The 17,475-nt window shown below is 62.4% G+C and carries 13 protein-coding genes and 1 pseudogene; 9 read left to right on the plus strand and 5 right to left on the minus strand.

Annotated elements, in window-relative coordinates:
* Positions 1-80 precede the first annotated feature (80 nt).
* The 3 genes from EJ066_RS15570 to EJ066_RS15580 all read left to right on the plus strand — a co-directional run bounded on the left by EJ066_RS15570 (position 81) and on the right by EJ066_RS15580 (position 3,779).
* Complete coding sequence (locus EJ066_RS15570) at positions 81-1,607, plus strand: sugar ABC transporter ATP-binding protein (protein WP_126039277.1); 1,527 nt, start codon at positions 81-83, stop codon at positions 1,605-1,607.
* A gap of 35 nt (positions 1,608-1,642) precedes the next feature.
* Positions 1,643-2,662: an ABC transporter permease gene (locus EJ066_RS15575; RefSeq protein WP_245454897.1), complete on the plus strand. Its 1,020-nt coding sequence runs from the start codon at positions 1,643-1,645 to the stop codon at positions 2,660-2,662.
* Between the two features lie 61 nt (positions 2,663-2,723).
* Positions 2,724-3,779, plus strand: a complete 1,056-nt coding sequence (locus EJ066_RS15580) for a substrate-binding domain-containing protein (protein ID WP_126039280.1) — start codon at positions 2,724-2,726, stop codon at positions 3,777-3,779.
* Positions 3,780-3,848: 69 nt separating this feature from the next.
* Here the strand turns inward: EJ066_RS15580 and EJ066_RS15585 are convergent, their stop codons facing one another.
* A complete protein-coding gene (locus EJ066_RS15585) occupies positions 3,849-5,903 on the minus strand; it encodes a bifunctional aldolase/short-chain dehydrogenase (RefSeq protein WP_126043902.1) in 2,055 nt (684 codons plus the stop codon).
* Positions 5,904-5,986: 83 nt separating this feature from the next.
* Positions 5,987-6,952, minus strand: coding sequence for a sugar-binding transcriptional regulator (locus EJ066_RS15590; protein ID WP_126039282.1), 966 nt, complete (start codon positions 6,950-6,952; stop codon positions 5,987-5,989).
* Positions 6,953-7,242: 290 nt separating this feature from the next.
* On the opposite strand from EJ066_RS15590, the gene EJ066_RS15595 reads away from it, so the two are divergent.
* Positions 7,243-8,883, plus strand: a complete 1,641-nt coding sequence (locus EJ066_RS15595) for an acyl-CoA synthetase (RefSeq protein WP_126039285.1) — start codon at positions 7,243-7,245, stop codon at positions 8,881-8,883.
* A 10-nt stretch (positions 8,884-8,893) separates the two neighbouring features.
* On the opposite strand, the pseudogene EJ066_RS15600 reads toward EJ066_RS15595, so the two are convergent.
* Positions 8,894-9,035: pseudogene (locus tag EJ066_RS15600) on the minus strand (IS5/IS1182 family transposase); the annotation flags it as partial.
* Between the two features lie 212 nt (positions 9,036-9,247).
* Between EJ066_RS15600 and EJ066_RS15605 the strand changes: the two are divergent.
* Positions 9,248-9,658 carry an SgcJ/EcaC family oxidoreductase gene (locus EJ066_RS15605; RefSeq protein WP_126039288.1) on the plus strand — a complete coding sequence of 137 codons (411 nt, stop codon included), beginning with the start codon at positions 9,248-9,250 and terminating at the stop codon, positions 9,656-9,658.
* Positions 9,659-9,786: 128 nt separating this feature from the next.
* The gene (locus EJ066_RS15610) at positions 9,787-10,305 is read left to right on the plus strand and encodes a DUF417 family protein (RefSeq protein ID WP_126039291.1); all 519 of its coding nucleotides are present in this window, start codon (positions 9,787-9,789) and stop codon (positions 10,303-10,305) included.
* Positions 10,306-10,443: 138 nt separating this feature from the next.
* On the opposite strand, the gene EJ066_RS15615 is transcribed toward EJ066_RS15610, so the two are convergent.
* Entirely contained in the window at positions 10,444-11,340 is an 897-nt protein-coding gene (locus EJ066_RS15615) for a PhzF family phenazine biosynthesis protein (RefSeq protein WP_126039294.1), read from the minus strand.
* Positions 11,341-11,529: 189 nt separating this feature from the next.
* A complete protein-coding gene (locus EJ066_RS15620) occupies positions 11,530-11,883 on the minus strand; it encodes a VOC family protein (protein ID WP_126039297.1) in 354 nt (117 codons plus the stop codon).
* A 186-nt stretch (positions 11,884-12,069) separates the two neighbouring features.
* Here EJ066_RS15620 and EJ066_RS15625 point away from each other — a divergent pair, with 186 nt between their 5' ends.
* The 3 genes from EJ066_RS15625 to EJ066_RS15635 all read left to right on the plus strand — a co-directional run bounded on the left by EJ066_RS15625 (position 12,070) and on the right by EJ066_RS15635 (position 17,406).
* Positions 12,070-12,678 carry a TetR family transcriptional regulator gene (locus EJ066_RS15625; protein WP_126039299.1) on the plus strand — a complete coding sequence of 203 codons (609 nt, stop codon included), beginning with the start codon at positions 12,070-12,072 and terminating at the stop codon, positions 12,676-12,678.
* Positions 12,679-12,758: 80 nt separating this feature from the next.
* Positions 12,759-13,892: an efflux RND transporter periplasmic adaptor subunit gene (locus EJ066_RS15630; RefSeq protein WP_245454898.1), complete on the plus strand. Its 1,134-nt coding sequence runs from the start codon at positions 12,759-12,761 to the stop codon at positions 13,890-13,892.
* Positions 13,893-14,259: 367 nt separating this feature from the next.
* Positions 14,260-17,406: an efflux RND transporter permease subunit gene (locus tag EJ066_RS15635; RefSeq protein WP_126039305.1), complete on the plus strand. Its 3,147-nt coding sequence runs from the start codon at positions 14,260-14,262 to the stop codon at positions 17,404-17,406.
* The last annotated feature ends 69 nt before the right edge of the window (positions 17,407-17,475 follow it).

The raw sequence follows: 17,475 nt of genomic DNA on the forward strand, positions 1-17,475 counted from the left end.
GCTAGGAAGCCCTCTGGCAATTGTCAATCGTATTGACAATTGCTGACGTAGCTCATAGCGTCACGGTCAGGGAGGAACGAATGGGCAATGATGCCGTGTTCCGCGTGGACGGCCTGAGGAAATCCTTCGGCCCTATCGAGGTGCTGGGCGGCGTCTCGCTCGATTTGCATGCCGGCGAAGTGACCGTGCTGATGGGCGCCAACGGCGCCGGAAAATCCACCCTCGTCAAGATCATCAGCGGCGTCTACGAGCGCGGTGGCGGCACGATGCAGCTTGCCGGCCAAGACTTCGCACCCCAGGACTTCGCGCCAAACACGCCGGCGGAGGCGATCCGCGCCGGTGTCGTCACCGTCCATCAGAACATCAATGACGGTGTCGTCGCCGATCTCGACGTCGCCACCAATCTGACGCTCGACAGGCTGAGCGGCAGCGGCGCGCCGACGCTGTTCAATCCAGGCCGGGTGCGCCGCGAGGCGAAGGCGGTTGCCGATCGCATGGGGCTGGTCATCGACCTGAAAGCTAGAATCAGCGATCTCTCGTTGGCCGACCGCCAGATGGTGGCGATAGCCCGCGCCATGGCGCGCCAGCCGAAAGTGCTGATCCTCGACGAGCCGACCTCCTCTTTGTCCAGCGCCGAGGCCGACCGGCTTTTCGCGCTGCTCGACAGGCTTCGCGAGCAGGGCGTCGCAATTCTCTACATCTCGCATCGCATGTCGGATATCAGGCGGCTTGCCGACCGTATCGTCTCGATGCGCGACGGTGTCATCTCAGGCGCTTTCGACCGCAAGCCGCTCGACTATGAGGGCGCGGTCAACGCCATGCTCGGCCGCAAGATCCACCTCGACCGGATCGTCGCGAGGAATTCGGCCAAGCCTGTCATGACAATCAACGGGCTGCGCATCGCACAAGGCGCCCGGCCGATCTCGATGACGCTCGGCGATGGCGAGGTCGTTGCCATCACCGGCCTCGTCGGCGTCGGCAAGACCGCGCTCGCCGAGACGCTGTTTGGCGTGCGCAAGCCGCTGTCCGGGACCATGGTGCTGAACGGAAAACCCTATGCACCGGAATCAACAGGCGAGGCGATCGCCGCCGGCGTGTTTCTCGTCGCCAAGGATCGGGCTGATAGCGGGATCGTCGGCGACTTCAACATCCAGGAAAACATCAGCCTGCCGTTCCACAAGCGGATGTCGCGTCTCGGTATTCTCAAGCGCCGCATCGAGCGCGCCACCGCCCGCCGGCAAATCCAGGAGTTGGGCATCATATGCCGCTCGGAGAAGGACGAAATGTCGGCCCTTTCCGGCGGCAATCAGCAGAAGGTGATGGTTGCCCGCTGGATGTCGCAGGCGGCGAAACTGTTCATTCTGGACGAGCCTTTTCAGGGTGTCGACATTTCCGCCAGGCGCGATATCGCAGCCAAGCTGCGGGCGAGCGCGAACGGCCGTGCGACGCTGCTGTTCGTCACCGAACTGGACGAAGCGGTGGAGACCGCCGACCGCATCCTGGTCATGTCGGAGCAGACAATCGTCGGTGAACATCGCAACGCCGACATCGATCTCGAGCGCCTGCTGGCCGAAGTGGCGGGCGGGCCGCTGCACAGCGCGGCGTGAGGGCGGGCAATAATGGGACGTGGAATGGAGAGGGCATGAGTTCGGGTTGGGTAAGGATGGCAGCCGCGCGTGACCATGCCATCCGCTATGGCTTCATCGTCCTGCTGTTCGGGTTGATCGGCTATTTCGCCATCGCCGCCGATGGCTTCGTCTCGCCGCAGAGTGCGGTGTTCATCTTCCAGTCGGTCGCCATCACCGGCGTGCTGGCGCTCGGCGTCACCGCCACCTTGGTCGTTGGCGGCTTCGACCTCTCGATCGGCTCGGTCGCCACCAGTGCGATGATGGCGGCCGCCTATGTCATGGTGGTGCTGGAGCAGAACGCCGTCGTCGCGGTCGTCGCCTGTCTCCTGATCGGCGCCGTTGTCGGCCTCATCAATGGCTGGCTGATCGTCTACATGCGCGTGCCGGACCTCCTGGCGACACTCGGCATGATGTTCCTGCTCGTCGGCTTGCAGCGCATTCCGACCGAAGGCCGCTCGATCGCCACCGGCATGACGATGCCCAACGGCTCGGTCGCCAACGGCACGTTCGGCGCCGGCTTCCTGGCACTCGGCCGTCACCGCTTCGATTTCTTCATCCCCAACCTCATTCCTGTGTCGGTCGTCGTCCTGCTCGTGCTTGCGGTGCTGATCTGGTTCTTTCTCGAATACACGCGTTTCGGACGCATGATGTATGCGGTCGGCAGCAACGAGCGGGCTGCCGAGCTCGCCGGCGCACCTGTCAAGGCATATAAAATCTGGGCCTACGTTATTTCAGGGGTTTTTGCCTCGATTGGGGGCATTTTGCTCGCGGCCCGGCTTGGACGCGGCGACATCGCCTCAGGTAATAATCTCCTGCTCGACGCAGTGGCTGCGGCGCTCATCGGCTACGCGGTCCTCGGGGCCGCCAAGCCGAACGCCTTCGGCACAGCTGTCGGTGCGGTGTTTGTCGGCGTGCTGCTGCAGGGCCTGACGATGATGAACGCGCCCTACTACACGCAGGATTTCATCAAGGGCGTGGTTCTCGTGGTTGCCCTGGTCTTCACCTTCGCCCTTTCCGGCAGGGGCCAGCGATAGGATTTCGACAGATAGGATTTCGACCGGCTGAAATTTGAGTTCAACAAGTGGAGGAAACAACATGACGATCACAAGAAGACTATTGGGGAAGGCGGCGCTCGGGCTTGCCGGCGCCGCGCTGCTGATGCAGGTGCCGGCGATGGCGCAGGACAAGCCGGCGCCGTTCGACAAGCCCGGCGCCGTCAAGATCGCGCTGGTCCGCTATCTCTCGACCGGCGACTTCTTCCAGGCTTATCTGTCCGGCGTCGAGGTACAGGCCAAGGCGCTCGGCGTCGATCTGCGCGTCCTCGACAGCCGTCAGGACGCAGCCCTCCAAGCGGACATGGTCGACCAGGCCATCGCGCTCGGCGTCCAAGGCATCATCATCCAGCACGGACTGACGGAATCGATGAAGGAAGCCGCCCAGCGCGCGGTCGACGCCGGCATCAAGGTCGTCGCCTTCGACGTCAATGTCGAAAACCCCAAAATACCGCAGATCGAGCAGTCCGACCGCGACCTTGCACGCCTCGCGCTCGAACAGGCGATCAAGGACAATGGCGAGAGCTGGAAGGCCGGCTACGTCTATGTCGCCGGCATCGCGCCGCTCGACCGCCGCAACGAGACCTGGGTCGACTTCAAGAAGAAATATGCCGGCATCAACGAAGCAGCCATGTTCGGCACGCTCGACAATCCGATCGCCAATTCCGTCGCCAACCAGGCTCGCTCGGTGCTGTCGGCCAACCCCGACATCAAGGTGATGTTCGCGCCCTATGACGAATTCGCCAAGGGCGTGAAGATCGCCGTCGACGAGGCCGGTCTGTCCCAGGACATCAAGATCTATTCGGCCGACATCTCGACCTCCGACATATCAGCGATGCGTGAGCCCGACAGCGCCTGGGCGGCAACCGCGGCGACCAATCCGGCCGTCGTCGGCCAGGTTTCGGTGCGCGCGCTGGCGCAGCTTTTGGCCGGCGAGGACCCCGGCCAAAACGTCATCGTGCCGCCGACGCTGATCACCCAGAAGGATTTGCTCGACAAGGACATCAAGAACATGGAGGACCTTTCGGCCAAGCTGCCGCAGTTCGCCCATGCCGATGTCGCGATGCCGGCCTGGATGCCGAACCCGAACGCCAAATAGCGCTTCATCGCAGGCACAAGAAAAGAGCGGCTTTCGGGCCGCTCTTTTGTGTCTGGACTGTTCTTAAGTCTACCGCAGCGCCGCGGCGATGTTGCCGCCGTCCACCGTCGTCACATCGGCGGTGGTCCGCTCGGCCAGCGCCTGATGCAGGAAGGCCTGTGCCACGTCCTCTGCCGTCACTTCCTGCCCGAGCAGGTTGCCGGACATGTATTCCTTCTCCGATACGCCGCGCGCGCCCGAACGGCTGGCGATCATGGCGTCTGTCAGCAGCCCTGAACGGATGCGGTCGGCATTGACGGCGTTCGAACGGATGCCATGGGCGCCGTAGTCGAGGGCATATTGCCTGGACAGGAACAGCGTCGCCGCTTTCGGGATGCCATAGGCGCCGAACTTCGGCCCCGGATTGATCGCCTGCTTGGAGGTGTTGAACAGAAGCACGCCACCAGTGCCCTGTTCGAGCATGATGCGCACAGCGTTCTGCGCCGCCGACTGGTGGGCGAAGAAATTGAGCTCGAAGCTCTTGCGCAAGGTGGCGTCGTCGAGCTCGCCGATCCGGCCTTCCCAGGCCGCACCGGCATTCGAGACGAGGATGTCGAGGCCGCCATAGACGGCGACCGCTCTGTCGAACGCAGCGCGCATCTCACCCGGATCGGTGATGTCGGCACCGATGCCGATCGAACCGTTGCCGGCCTTTTTTGCCGCCTCGGCAGCCCTTGACGCGTCGAGATCGACGACGACGGCATGGGCGCCATTGTCGGCGAACAGCTTTGCCGTGGCGGTACCGATCGCGCCGGCGCCGCCGGTGACCAGCACCACCTGACCGGTCAGCGGCTTCGGCTTGTTGGAGGCGAGCTTGGCCTGTTCCAGCGACCAGTATTCGAGCGGGAACAGGTCGGCTTTGGAGAGCGGGCGGAAATCGCCGACCGCTTCGGCGCCGCGCACCGCCTCGATCCACATTTCGCCGACATCGGAGGCGATCTTCGCATCCTTCAGTGTGCGACCATGGCCGAACATGCCGAGGCCCGGCACCAGCGTCAGCCGCGGCATCTGGTCGAGCATCGTGCGCTTCACATCATCGAGTGCGTCATTGCTTTCGAAATAGGCGCGATAGTCCCTGGCGAATTGCTCGACGTGGCTGCGGATGACGGACTTGTAGTCACCGATCTTCTCTACGTCGGGTGCCGGAAGCGCCATCGGTCCGGTCTTGATGCGGATCGACAGGTCGGGCGTCGACACGCCGCGCCCGGCATAGTCGGCAATCCTGGCCGAATTGATGAAATCGACGATCGTGTCCGACGTGCGGAAATCGCTGATCATGCGGTCGAAGCGCCCTTCGCCACGCGCAACGGCCACCGCTCCGCGCAGCATCGGCGCAATCTGCGCAGGCTTCGCCAGCCTGGCCGGCAAGGCTGCTTTCTCGGTGCGCGGCTTGCCGTGGCTGGCGATGAAATCCTCGGCGACGTTCACATAATGGATCATTCGGTCGTAGGCCTGTTTGGCATCGTCGCCAAAGGTGAAGACGCCGTGCTTGTCGAGGATCAGGCCCTCGACCGTCGGGTCGGCATCGAAGACATCGGCCGCCGCCTTCGCCAGGTCGAAGCCCGGCATGATGTAGGGCACGAACCCCATCTTGCTGCCGAAGACCTTCTCGCTCAGCGCCTCGCTGTCGTCCTGGTCGACGATGGCCAGAACGGCGGTCGAGTGCGTGTGGTCGACGAATTTATGCGGCAGGAAGGCGTGCAGCAGCGTCTCGACCGAAGGATTGGGTGAAGACGGGTCGATGAGGTTCACCCGCTGCAGGGCGACCATGTCCTCATCGGAGAGTTTCTCGAGCGATCGCGCCTTGAGCAGGGCGCCGAGCTTGACCGCCGGCAGGCCCTGCGGCTCGATGACGCCCATGTCCCAGCCACTGCCCTTGACGCAGAGCACGTCCCATTCGTCGCCGACGAGGTCGACAGCTTTCGTCTTGCAGGATGTGTTGCCGCCGCCATGCAGGACAAGCCGCGGTTCGCCACCCAGAAGCCTGGTCGTATAGACGCGCAGCGCCAGGTCGCGGGCAACACTCTTCTTTGCATAGTCGGCAACCAGCTTCTCCGCGTCGCCGTCATTCCACAGGTTCTTCATGTTCATTTCGTCCGATTTGCTTTTATTGTGAAACAGGAAAGCCGCGACGCCTTGATGACAAGGCGCAGCGGTAATTGTCTTCTCTAAGCGACCTTTTCCGCCGCCGGTCCGGCAAGGTCGAGCAGCCGCCGCGCCATCCGTGCGCCGACCACGAGATGTGTGCACAGCCCACCCGCGATCGCCGCCACCAGCGGTTCGAACTTGCTGTCCTCCTGCACCACCACAAGGCGCTTTTCGATCTTGCGCAGCGATGACAGCTCCGCCGAAATGATCCGCCGGTTGTAGCTGCAGTCGAGCGCCTTGCCTTGCGCGTCAATGATCTGCCCGGCGATGACGCCGGCAGCGCCGGCACGGCGCAGCACATCCATTTCGCTCGTCGTCAGCGCGCCGCATTTGACGACATGGCTGTCGGCATCGACGGTGCCGACCGAATACAGCGCCAGGTCGCATTCACTGATGCCCGACAACTGCTTGCGGATCACCGGCTCGGCGCGCAGGCCGCGCGCCAGCTCCTCCGTCGTCAGCACCAGCGGCGCATAGAAATTGAGCCCCTTGGCGTTGAGCCGGCGCGCGATCTCCATGGTGCATTGGTCGGGCCGGTATGAATAGGGGGCTCCGAGATTGCCGCAGAGCTGCACCACGGTGACATCCTGCAGATCGGCATAGGACATGATGTCGGCGATCGTGTAGACGGTCCGCCCCCAGGCGACACCGATGCGGTCGCCCTTCTTGACCAGCTCGAGAAAAACGCTGGCCGCCAGCACAGCAATGTCGATCGAGGGATCGGCGACATGGCCGTTTTCCGGCGCGATCCAGACGGTGTCGAGCTTCAACGCGTCTTCGAGCTTGCGTGCCATGACGTCGTCGGTGAAAAGCTGCGTCGAGGTCGAGATGTTGACGATGCCGGTCTCGCGCGCCTTGCGCAGATACATGGCGACCGAGGCTCGGGAAATCTTGAGCTGGCTGGCAACCTGGTCCTGGCGCAGGCCGTGGGCATAGTAGAGCCAGGCGGCCTTGTGAATAAGCTGTTCTGCCGGTCGGATCGCCATGCCATCTCCTCGCTGACATTATTCACGGCTCTCGACAAAAGTCAAACCAGGCAAGGGCAAACGATGCCCTTTTGCTCGCTGAATCTAGATCATCACTGTGCCAAATGTGCTCTATCGTGGCATCGTTGGTAGTGACGGGCCGAAAGCCAATGGGTAGAAGTTGTCGATCAGACATTACAGCGCCGCGTCCTTTTGGACGCGCAAAGGACGCTGTAACACTTAGATCTTGCGCATGATCCCCAGCGAAAATCGATTCCGATTTTCGGGGCCATGCGCCAGGGGAGGACGGGATGGGCAATCCCTACGAACAGGATCTCAACAGGAATCCAGCCAACCACCAGCCGCTGACGCCGCTCAGCTATCTGGAGCGGGCGGCAAAGACCTTTCCCGACCATGTCGCCATCATCCATGGCCGCCAGCGCACGACGTATCGCGATTTCTGGCGGCGGTCGCTGAAGCTTGCCTCGGCGCTGCAAAAACGCGGCATCGGCAAGGGCGACACCGTCACCGTCATGCTGTCCAACACGCCGCCGATGCTGGAAGCGCATTTCGGCGTGCCGATGACCAAGGCGGTGCTGCATTCGCTCAATACCCGCCTCGATGCCGCGGTCATCGCCTTCCAGCTCGACCATGCCGAGACCAAGGTGCTTGTCGTCGATCGCGAATTCGCAAATGTCGTCAGCGAGGCCTTGGCGCTGGCCAAGGTGAAGCCGCTGGTCATCGACTATGACGATCCAGAATACGCCCCCGACGCTCCCTATCCGAAAGGCGAGCGGATCGGCACATCAGACTACGAGGACTTTGTCGGGGGCGGCGACGACGATTTCGCCTGGTCGATGCCCGACGACGAATGGGACGCTATCTCGCTCAACTATACGTCCGGCACCACCGGCAACCCCAAGGGCGTCGTCTATCACCACCGCGGTGCCGCACTGATGGCCTACGCCAACACCATCCATGCCGGCATGGGCAAGCACGCGGTCTATCTGTGGACGCTGCCGATGTTCCACTGCAACGGCTGGTGCTTTCCGTGGACGCTGGCGGTACAGGCAGGCACCCATGTCTGCCTGCGCTGGGTGCGGCCAAAGCCGATCTACGACGCCATTGCCGATCACGGCGTCACCCATCTGTGCGGCGCACCGGTGGTGATGTCGGTGCTGATCAACGCCAGGGATGAGGACAAGCGGCAATTTCCGCAGACCGTCACCTTCAACACGGCCGCGGCGCCGCCGCCGGAAGCCGTGCTGTCGGGCATGGCCGATGCGGGCTTTGGCGTCACCCATCTCTATGGCCTGACGGAAACCTATGGCCCGGCGGTGGTCAACGAATGGCATGGCGAGTGGGACGGGCTCGAAAAGGGTCTCAAGGCGGCGAGGAAAGCCAGGCAGGGCGTGCGCTATGCCGCGCTCGAGGATCTGACGGTGATGGACCCCGAGACGATGGAGAAGACACCGGCCGACGGCGAGACACTCGGCGAGGTCATGTTCCGCGGCAACATCGTTATGAAAGGCTATCTGAAGAACCGCAAGGCGAGCGACGAGGCCTTCGCCGGCGGCTGGTTCCATTCGGGCGACCTCGGCGTCATGCATGCCGATGGCTACATCCAGCTCAAGGACCGCTCCAAGGACATCATCATTTCCGGTGGCGAGAACATCTCCTCGATCGAGGTCGAGGAAGCGCTCTACAAGCTTCCGGCCGTCGCCTCCTGCGGCGTCGTCGCCAGGCCCGACGACAAATGGGGCGAAGTGCCGGTCGCCTATGTCGAACTGAAGCCGGGCAAGACGGCGACCGAGGCCGAGATCATCGACCACTGCCGCGCACTGCTCGCCCGCTTCAAGGTGCCGAAAGCGGTGATCTTCGCCGAGATCCCGAAGACCTCGACCGGCAAGATCCAGAAGTTCAGGCTGAGGGAGACGGCGAAGGAAGCCTAGCCCAGGCGGAATCCTCGCGCGAAAAGGTGCCGTCCCTTGCGTTTGGACTTGTCGAACACCGGAATATACGGCTCGATTCCGCGCTCATGCACCGGCCAGTTCAGCATCTCTGCGAAGCCGTAGCCGGTGTCCGCAATCAGCCGCTCGGGCCAGGGGCCGGATTCGTCGTGCGCCCATTCGATCTCGCGACCTACGGGAAGTTGAACGCTTCACCCCAAGCCGACACTCAAGAACATGCCCCCGCAGCAGCCGGATCGGCTGAACGGAGCAAAAAAGATCACTCAGTGTCGGATCGAGCACCTCCCGATCGTCCTCGATACAGAACCAACTCGACGGAAGAATATCTAGCGTGAGGAGAATCCCAATGGAGAACACGCAGCGCGACGCCGAGGCACACATCCAGGCGCTAATCGAGCGTTGGGCGAACGCCGTGCAGCAGCAAGACCTGGAGAAAATCGTTGCGGATCATGCGACGGACCTTCTGATGTTCGATGTTCCACCTCCGAACGAACTCACTGGAATTGAGGCCTACCGGGATAGCTGGGGTCCGTTCTTCGAGCACTTCAAGCAGGGCGGCGTTTTCGCGATCGAGCAGCTGGATGTCACGGCGGGCGACCGGGTTGCTTTTGCAACCGCATTGCTGAGGTGCGGCACCAGCGAAGAGCTTGAAAAGGACCCGGCAACCCGCCTCCGGCTTACCGTCGGGCTACGGAAGGAAGGTGACCTTTGGATTATCGCTCACGAGCATCATTCGTACCCTTACAAGCCGGACTGAGCAGCGCATCGGAGTGATCGAGCGACCGTGACAGCGGCGGCGATTGGCCAGCCGCTAGGGACAAGGGATAAGATCATGCCACCAAGGACAAGATCGGTTGGTGCAATTGGCGGTTGGAGGAGGAACTCATGCCGGTTCTCGGAACATCAGAGCCTGAAGGTCAAGACGAGGCCCTGCCTCGGCCATGGGCGCGAAAAGTCGCCACGGTCAGGAAAGCCGGACGGATCGTCGCCCTGACCGGGGCCATACTGCCGCTTCTCATGATCGGCGGAATGAAGTTCACCTCTGTTGAGATCGAGGCGTTGAGGCCGCTGATCGGCGGCACGCCTTGGCTCGCCTGGATGTATCCGGCATTTGGTGAAGCCGGTGCCTCTTATGTGCTTGGCGTCGTCGAGATCGCGACCGCGCTTCTCCTGATTGCCTGCCCCTGGTCGGCGCGCGCCGGTGTGGCCGGCGGGGCCTTGGCCGCCCTGATTTTCCCGGTCACTTGTTCGATAATGGTTGTCCTGCCGATCTGGGAGCCTGCGCTGGGCTTTCCCGCGCTCGGTCCCCTCGGTCAGTTCCTGATCAAGGACATCGCGCTGCTAGGCATCGCCCTTGTCGTACTGGGCGAAAGCCTGAACAGATTGAACACAGAGGCTCCCTAAGCGAATCCCGATCGAAGGCGAGTGGCAGACCACGTCATCCGCATAGCCGGCCCAAATGGCGGGGCTCCACCTGTTGCGACGACCTTGTGGGCGGGCGCAGGTTCGCTGCCTAGGCGCCACCGGATTTGCCACCTTCGACTAGATCGAAAACGCCCCGCTCGCCACCACAATGCCGCGCCCGGAAATGCTCACTGAACTGGCATCCACCTCGACCTCAATGATGCTCGTACGTCCGAGAGCCGTGCCTTGCTCGACCTGGATTACGCCGGGCTGTGCAAGACCGTGCGCAACGAGATGCGCGGCGAGCGGACCAGCCGCCGTGCCGGTTGCCGGATCCTCGGAAATGCCAACAGTCGGGTTGAAAAAGCGTGCATACGCTGTGGTGCCGGGCTGTCGTGGATCGAGCGAGAAGACGTAGCAGCCTTCCCCGCCGGCCTCCTCGAGCAGGTCGAGAAGCTGTTTGGCATCAGGCGAAATCCGGTCGACTGCTTCGCGATCGCGGATCGGCACCAGGAGATGGGCAGCTCCGGTCGAGACCACCTGGCAAGGCACGACGTCCGCCGCCATTTCTTCGGTATCAAGACCGAGTGCCTTGGCAAGAGCGTCAACGTTTAAGAGCTGCCGGCCGGCGACTGGGGCTTCTTGCTGCATAGTGATCTTTTCGGGTCGCCCCTGGCTTTGCCAGATGGCCAACGGATATACCAAGTCGCCGATCTGTTGGTGAAACCATGTTGGGCCATCGCCCAGATCGAGCCGCCCCGCTGCAGCGAGCCACCACCAAGCCCCTAACGAGTTGTGGCCGCCTGAGCCGAAAACCTCCACGCCTTTGGGCGTGAAAGAGCGCAACTTCCAGTCGGCGTCGGCCCGGGTCGGCGGCAGGACAAAGGTGGTCTCGGACTGGTTGAACTCACGTGCAATATTCTGCATGAGCTCGAGCGCCAACTCGGCACCGCCGTCGACCACCGCAAGTGAATTACCCGTCAGCGGCTCTACCGCGAAGACATCTACGAAATGGAATGGGATTGTTCTGCTCATGTTTTCCTCCGATGACCGCAATTAGGCCTGTTTCAGTCGTTCGCCTGAAAGTTTGGAAAGGTCGCCAATGTCCCGCATTGCAGACGATTTCTAATGCTCGCCCAAAGGTGCGCAGCGGTTTTGGGACAACGACATCCATAAAGACAGAGATTTGAAGCGCGTCACATGAATCCTTTCAGGCGACGGGCTTTATCGAAGATGCGAGAGCACGTTGAGCAGCTTGCCGGTCGGGTCGGCGATGAAGAAACGTCTTACGCCCCACGGTTCGTCGGTCAAATCGTAGACCACTCTGCAACCGATCTCGTTTGCGCGAAGATACACCTCGTCGACATCGTCGACTTCGATCGACAGATCGGGCACGGGCGTGCCTGAGCCGCCCTCGCTGGCGATGCTGATCTGCGGGATGGTTGTTTCGCCGGACGCCAGCGTGACGAGCCACCCGTGGTCCATGACGGCATCGAGCCCGAACAGGTCGGAATAGAACTTCCGAACATCCGGGATGCTGTCGGTTGCGATATTCGTGACAATGCGCAGTACGGTCATCCCATGGTCTCCTCTCCCTGGTACTGTCCGCAGCGGAGCGGCTGTGTGCGCCGGTCAGGCCAAGTTGTGTCAACAGATGTCACCAGTCGCCCCAAGAGGACATATCACATGTTGACAGGAGGCTGATTTCGAATTACGAGTGACGAAATTCAAAATTCGTCACTCGTAATGAGCCAGTGAAACAACATGTATGATACCCTCGACAGGGTGGCCGACTCGGCCCGGCAGGAGAATATAGCGCGCATCCTCGATTGCGCCGAGCGCCTGTTCCGCCACTACGGCTACGGCAAGACCAATGTCGCTGACATAGCGCGCGAACTCGGCATGTCGACGGCCAACATCTACCGCTTCTTTGCGTCGAAGGTCGAGATCCACCAAGCCGTTTGCGGCCGCATGCTCGCCACCTGCTACCAACTGACCTACGACGCCTGCCATGGTCCCGGAACCGCCAGCGAAAAGCTTCGCCGCTACGTGCAGACGCATCATCAGTGGACCCGCGACACCATGCTCGACCAGGAGAAGGTGCACGAAATGGTCGTCGTTGCCATCGAACGCGATTGGCACGTCATCGAGAAGCATATCGAAAGAATCCGCAGCCTGGTGGCGGAGGTGATCAGCGAGGGGATCGCAGCCGGCGAGTTTACCGACCAGGACCCGGAAGTCGCTTCGCGGTGTTTCGGCGCCGCCATCATTACCCTCTGTCACCCGCAGATGGTCGCCCAGTGTCTTGCCAAGGAGAATCGGGCGATGCCGGACGAGCTTATCGAATTTGCGATCAGGGCCTTGAAGAAGTGACCGTCGCCGCCCGTCGGGCGTCGATTTCGACAATTCATCTCCAGTTCGGGAGTACACAAGTGTCTTTGTCCAAATCCATCATGAGCACGGTCGTTGGTCCGGCTCTGGTCGTCGTCGCGGCGCTCGGGCTCGCCGGCTGTTCGCAAGAAAAAGTGGAAGTCAAGGACATCATCCGGCCGGTCAAGGTGGTCGAGATCGCCAAGGCGAACGACACCCGTCAGCTTTCCTATTCCGGATCAGTGCGCGCCCGCACCGAGATGAATCTTGGATTCCGCATCAACGGCAAGATCACCGAGCGCCTTGTCGATATCGGCCAACGCGTAAAACCGGGCGATGTTCTTGCCCGCATCGATCCCGCCGACTACGACCTTTCGGTCAACAGCGCCGAGGCGGCACTCGAGGCCGCCGAGCGGCAGGTCGAGACAACAGACCTTGCCCGCCGTCGCGCCGAACAGTTGTTTGCCAAGCACTTCGCGTCGAAATCGCAGCTCGAACAGGCGACGCTCAGTTACGATCAGGCCGTCGCCACCCGGAATTCCGCCCGCTCATCGCTTGACCAGGCGAAAAACCAGGTCCTCTACACCGACCTCAAGGCGGACAGGAACGGCATCGTCACATCAGTCGCCGCCGACGTCGGTCAGGTGGTCGGCTCCGGCACGCCGGTTGTGACCGTAGCCGTCGATGGCGAAAAGGAAGTGCTGATCGCCGTTCCGGAAATGGATATAGCCCAGTTCAAGCCGGGCAAGGACGTCAAGGCGGGCTTCTGGTCCGACGATGCGCTGACGCTCGACGGCAAGGTTCGCGAAGTCGCCGGCAGCGCCGATCAGCAGTCGCGCACCTTTGCCGTTCGCGTCAGCCTGCCCAACGATCCGCGCGTGCTTCTCGGCATGACCGCGACCATTGAAGCTTCGGCGGCCAACAACAGTCCGCAAAGCGTATCGATCCCGTTGAGCGCGCTGGCGCAAAAGGATGGCCAGCAGATCGTCTGGACCGTGGACCGCAACGGCGAGACCGTCCATGCGCGTCCAATCAAGGTCGCTGAGTTCACCGCCGACGGCGTGCATGTTGCCGAGGGACTGAGATCCGGCGACGTCGTCGTTGCCGCCGGCACGCAATTCATGACCGAGAACCTGAAGGTCAAGCTGACCGGCGATGCGGTGCAACAGTCCGCATCGGCGGACGATGATGGCGACGCCGCCAAGCGCCTGCGCTGACGGCCAGCGAATGAACCCTGCTTTTCATCGCATCGGCGCAAGCCGCGGGTTGAGTGGGTCATGGTTTCCGGGCGGCAGGTGCCCGATTGTCGAGACGTCAGGTCGATGCAACCCCCGCCATCGATCCCCGCGTCCCACCGCGATGAGTGTCTTTCCGCTCGGAAAGCCTTGCCGCCCGGAAGCCTAATGCAGTCGCCCAAAGCATGCACTCGGTCTTGAACCGAAGTGGCAGCGGTTTTGGGACAACGACAAATACAAAGACTAAAGCGCGTCGCATGGATCTCATCAGACGCGATGGCTTTAACATCGGAAGTTCCGTGGGCATGCCACGTGCGTGCGCTGACGATCAGACAAATGGACTGACGCTATGACCACCGAAACCAATGAAAAGCGGCCCTTCAATCTTTCGCGCTGGGCGATCGGGCATCCGAGCATTGCGCGGTTCCTGTTCGGCCTGATCATCCTTGGCGGTGCGCTCGGCCTGATGCAGATGGGCCAGAAGGAAGACCCGGATTTCACCTTCCGCGTCATGGTCGTCCAGGCGGTCTGGCCGGGGGCTTCGATCCAGGAGATGGAGGACCAGGTCGTCAACAAGATCGAGCGCAAGCTGCAGGAAACGCCGCATCTCGATTTCGTCCGTTCCTACACGCGCGCCGGCAGCGCCATCATCACCTTGCAGGTGAAAGGCGACACCAACCCCGAGCAGGTCGCCGACGCCTTCTACCAGGTGCGCAAGAAGGTCGGCGATATCTCGAATGAGCTGCCTCAGGGGTTGCTTGGACCCTATTTCAACGATGAGTTCGGCGACACTTTCATCACCTTGCATTCGATCAGCGGCGACGGCTACAGCTATCCCGAGCTGAAGAAATTCGCCATCCAGGCGCGCGACATGCTGCTGACGACGCCCGGCGTCGAGAAGGCCGTGATCATCGGCGACCAGCCGGAAAAGATCTATATCGACGTTTCATCCAAGGCGCTTGCCCAGCGCGGCCTGACCCTCACCGACCTGCAGAACGCGATCAGGGGCCAGAACAATGTCGATCCGGCGGGCTCGGTCGATACCGGCCAGCGTTCGGTGCGCATCTCGGTCGAAGGCGACGTGACGGAAGCGGCCGACATCCGCGAGCTTCGGCTGCGCGCCGGCAACCAGGTGACGCGCCTGGGCGACATCGCCGCCGTGACCTCCGGCCTCGAGGACCCCTATCAGCGCAAATACCGTTTCAATGGCCACGACAGCGTCCAGGTCGGTGTCGTCATGGCCAAGGGCTTCAACGTTACCGATGTCGGAAAGGACGTCGAGGCGACCTATCACCGCTTCGAGGAGGCGCTGCCCTACGGTGTTTCGGTCGATCAGATTTCCGACCAGCCGGAAGTCGTCAGGGAAGCGGTGGGCGAGTTCATGAAGGCGCTTGGCGAGGCGCTGCTGATCGTGCTTGTCGTCTCGTTCCTGACGATCGGCTGGCGTTCGGGCCTGGTGATCGCGATCACCATTCCGCTCGTTCTGGCCGCCACCTTCGCCATCATGTACGAGATCGGCATCGATCTGCAGCGCATTTCGCTCGGCGCGCTGATTATAGCGCTCGGCCTGCTCGTCGACGACGCGATGATCGTCGTCGAAATGATGGAGCGCAAGCTCGAGGAGGGATTGGTCAAGATCGAGGCGGCGAGCTTCGCTTATACCTCGACGGCCTTCCCGATGCTGACCGGCACGCTGATCACCACCGCCGGCTTCATCCCGGTCGGCTTCGCGGCCTCGACGGCCGGTGAATACGTGCGCACGCTGTTCTACGTCGTTGGCATCGCGCTGGTCGTGTCCTGGTTCGTGGCGGTCTATTTCACCCCATGGCTCGGTCACATGATCCTCAAGCAGCGAAAACATGCCGGCAGCCATCACGATGTCTTCGACACGCGCTTCTACCGCCGGCTTCGCGCCACCGTCGGCTGGTCCGTACGCCATCGCATCATCGTGCTGGTGATGACGCTGGTGACCTTCGCAACCAGCCTGTGGGCGTTCCAATTCATCCCGCAGAACTTCTTCCCGCAGTCGTCGCGCCCGGAAATCCTTGTCGACCTCTGGCTGCCGGAAGGCACCAGCATCAAGGAAGTCGAGACGCAGGCCAAGGCGCTCGAATCCAGGATGATGGACGATCACGACAAGCGCTTCATCGCCACCTATATCGGCGAGGGCGCGCCGCGCTTCTTCCTGCCGCTCGACCAGCAGCTGAGCAATCCGAACTTCGCCCAGCTTCTGGTGATGGCCAACGACGAACCGGCCCGCGAGCGGCTGATCGTCAAGCTGCGCACCATTCTGGCCGAGGATTTCCCGTCGATCCGCGCCAAGGTCGACCGCCTGTTCCTCGGTCCGCCCACGGGCTGGCCGGTGCAGTTACGCGTCATGGGCCCGGATCGCCAGGAGGTGCGCCGCATCGCCGACGAGGTGAAGGCGAAGTTCCAGGCAAATCCGCTGCTCGGCGCCGTCCACGACGACTGGCTGGAGCCGGTGCCGGAGATGAAGCTGGTGATCGACCAGGATCGCGCCCGTGCGCTCGGCGTCACGTCGCAGCGCATCCGCCAGATGCTGCAGGCGACCATGTCGGGAGAGCCGCTGGACGATTTCCGCGACGGCGAGGAGACCGTTTCGATCATCGCCCGGGAACCGGAGGCGAGCCGTCACCTGCTGTCGGCGGTCGACTCCGTCTATATCTCGACGGATTTCGGTGGCTTCGTGCCGCTGTCGCAGGTCGCCAAGGTCGTACCTGTGCTGGAGCAAGGCGTCGAATGGCGGCGCGACCGCCTGCCGACCATCAGCGTGCGCGCCACGCTGCCGGATGGCGTGCAGTCGAACGACGTCGTCATGAAGATGTACAGCGAGATGCAGGGCCTGCGCGACGGTCTGGCGCCCGGCTACAACATCGAGATCCAGGGCGGCGCCGAGGATTCGGCCGAAAGCCAGGCCTCCATTGCGGCGAAAGCTCCAATCATGCTGGCCGTCATCGTCGTGCTGCTGATGATCCAGCTGCAGCATTTCGGCAAGGCGATGCTGGTGCTGGCGACCGGTCCGCTCGGCATCATCGGTGCGGCGGCGGCGCTTTTGATCAGCGGCGCACCATTCGGCTTCGTCGCCATCCTCGGCGTCATCGCGCTGCTTGGCATCATCATGCGCAACTCGATCATCCTGGTCGACCAGATCGACCAGGATATCGCGGCCGGCATGGAGCGCTCGGAGGCCATCATCGGCTCCGCGGTCCGCCGCTTCCGGCCGATCATGCTGACGGCGCTGACCGCGGTCCTGGCGCTGATCCCGATTTCGCGCGGCGTCTTCTGGGGTCCGCTCGCCTATGCCATGATGGGCGGCATTCTCGTCGCCACGGTGCTTACCATCCTCGTCCTCCCGGCAGGCTATGCCTTGTTCTTCGGCAGGGAGCGCAAAAAGGCCGGAGACGCGGAGCAGGCGGCCGAGCCGAAGCTGGCAGAAAACGACGACAGACCGCGACTGCCCCTGGCTGCCGAATAGAATTGCCGCCGAATAGAGCTGTTGGCAGATGTGACGTCCAGGGATTAAATCCACCCACCGGCAGAGGCG

The sequence above is a fragment of the Mesorhizobium sp. M9A.F.Ca.ET.002.03.1.2 genome, assembly GCF_003952365.1.
GTDB lineage: Bacteria > Pseudomonadota > Alphaproteobacteria > Rhizobiales > Rhizobiaceae > Mesorhizobium.

What these genes read in the sequence shown, in the direction of transcription:
- EJ066_RS15570 (WP_126039277.1), top strand. Translation starts at nt 81, where the DNA reads ATGGGCAATGATGCCGTGTTCCGCGTGGACGGCCTGAGGAAATCCTTC.
- EJ066_RS15575 (WP_245454897.1), top strand. Translation starts at nt 1,643, where the DNA reads ATGAGTTCGGGTTGGGTAAGGATGGCAGCCGCGCGTGACCATGCCATC.
- EJ066_RS15580 (WP_126039280.1), top strand. Translation starts at nt 2,724, where the DNA reads ATGACGATCACAAGAAGACTATTGGGGAAGGCGGCGCTCGGGCTTGCC.
- EJ066_RS15585 (WP_126043902.1), bottom strand. Translation starts at nt 5,903, where the DNA reads ATGAAGAACCTGTGGAATGACGGCGACGCGGAGAAGCTGGTTGCCGAC.
- EJ066_RS15590 (WP_126039282.1), bottom strand. Translation starts at nt 6,952, where the DNA reads ATGGCGATCCGACCGGCAGAACAGCTTATTCACAAGGCCGCCTGGCTC.
- EJ066_RS15595 (WP_126039285.1), top strand. Translation starts at nt 7,243, where the DNA reads ATGGGCAATCCCTACGAACAGGATCTCAACAGGAATCCAGCCAACCAC.
- EJ066_RS15605 (WP_126039288.1), top strand. Translation starts at nt 9,248, where the DNA reads ATGGAGAACACGCAGCGCGACGCCGAGGCACACATCCAGGCGCTAATC.
- EJ066_RS15610 (WP_126039291.1), top strand. Translation starts at nt 9,787, where the DNA reads ATGCCGGTTCTCGGAACATCAGAGCCTGAAGGTCAAGACGAGGCCCTG.
- EJ066_RS15615 (WP_126039294.1), bottom strand. Translation starts at nt 11,340, where the DNA reads ATGAGCAGAACAATCCCATTCCATTTCGTAGATGTCTTCGCGGTAGAG.
- EJ066_RS15620 (WP_126039297.1), bottom strand. Translation starts at nt 11,883, where the DNA reads ATGACCGTACTGCGCATTGTCACGAATATCGCAACCGACAGCATCCCG.
- EJ066_RS15625 (WP_126039299.1), top strand. Translation starts at nt 12,070, where the DNA reads ATGTATGATACCCTCGACAGGGTGGCCGACTCGGCCCGGCAGGAGAAT.
- EJ066_RS15630 (WP_245454898.1), top strand. Translation starts at nt 12,759, where the DNA reads ATGAGCACGGTCGTTGGTCCGGCTCTGGTCGTCGTCGCGGCGCTCGGG.
- EJ066_RS15635 (WP_126039305.1), top strand. Translation starts at nt 14,260, where the DNA reads ATGACCACCGAAACCAATGAAAAGCGGCCCTTCAATCTTTCGCGCTGG.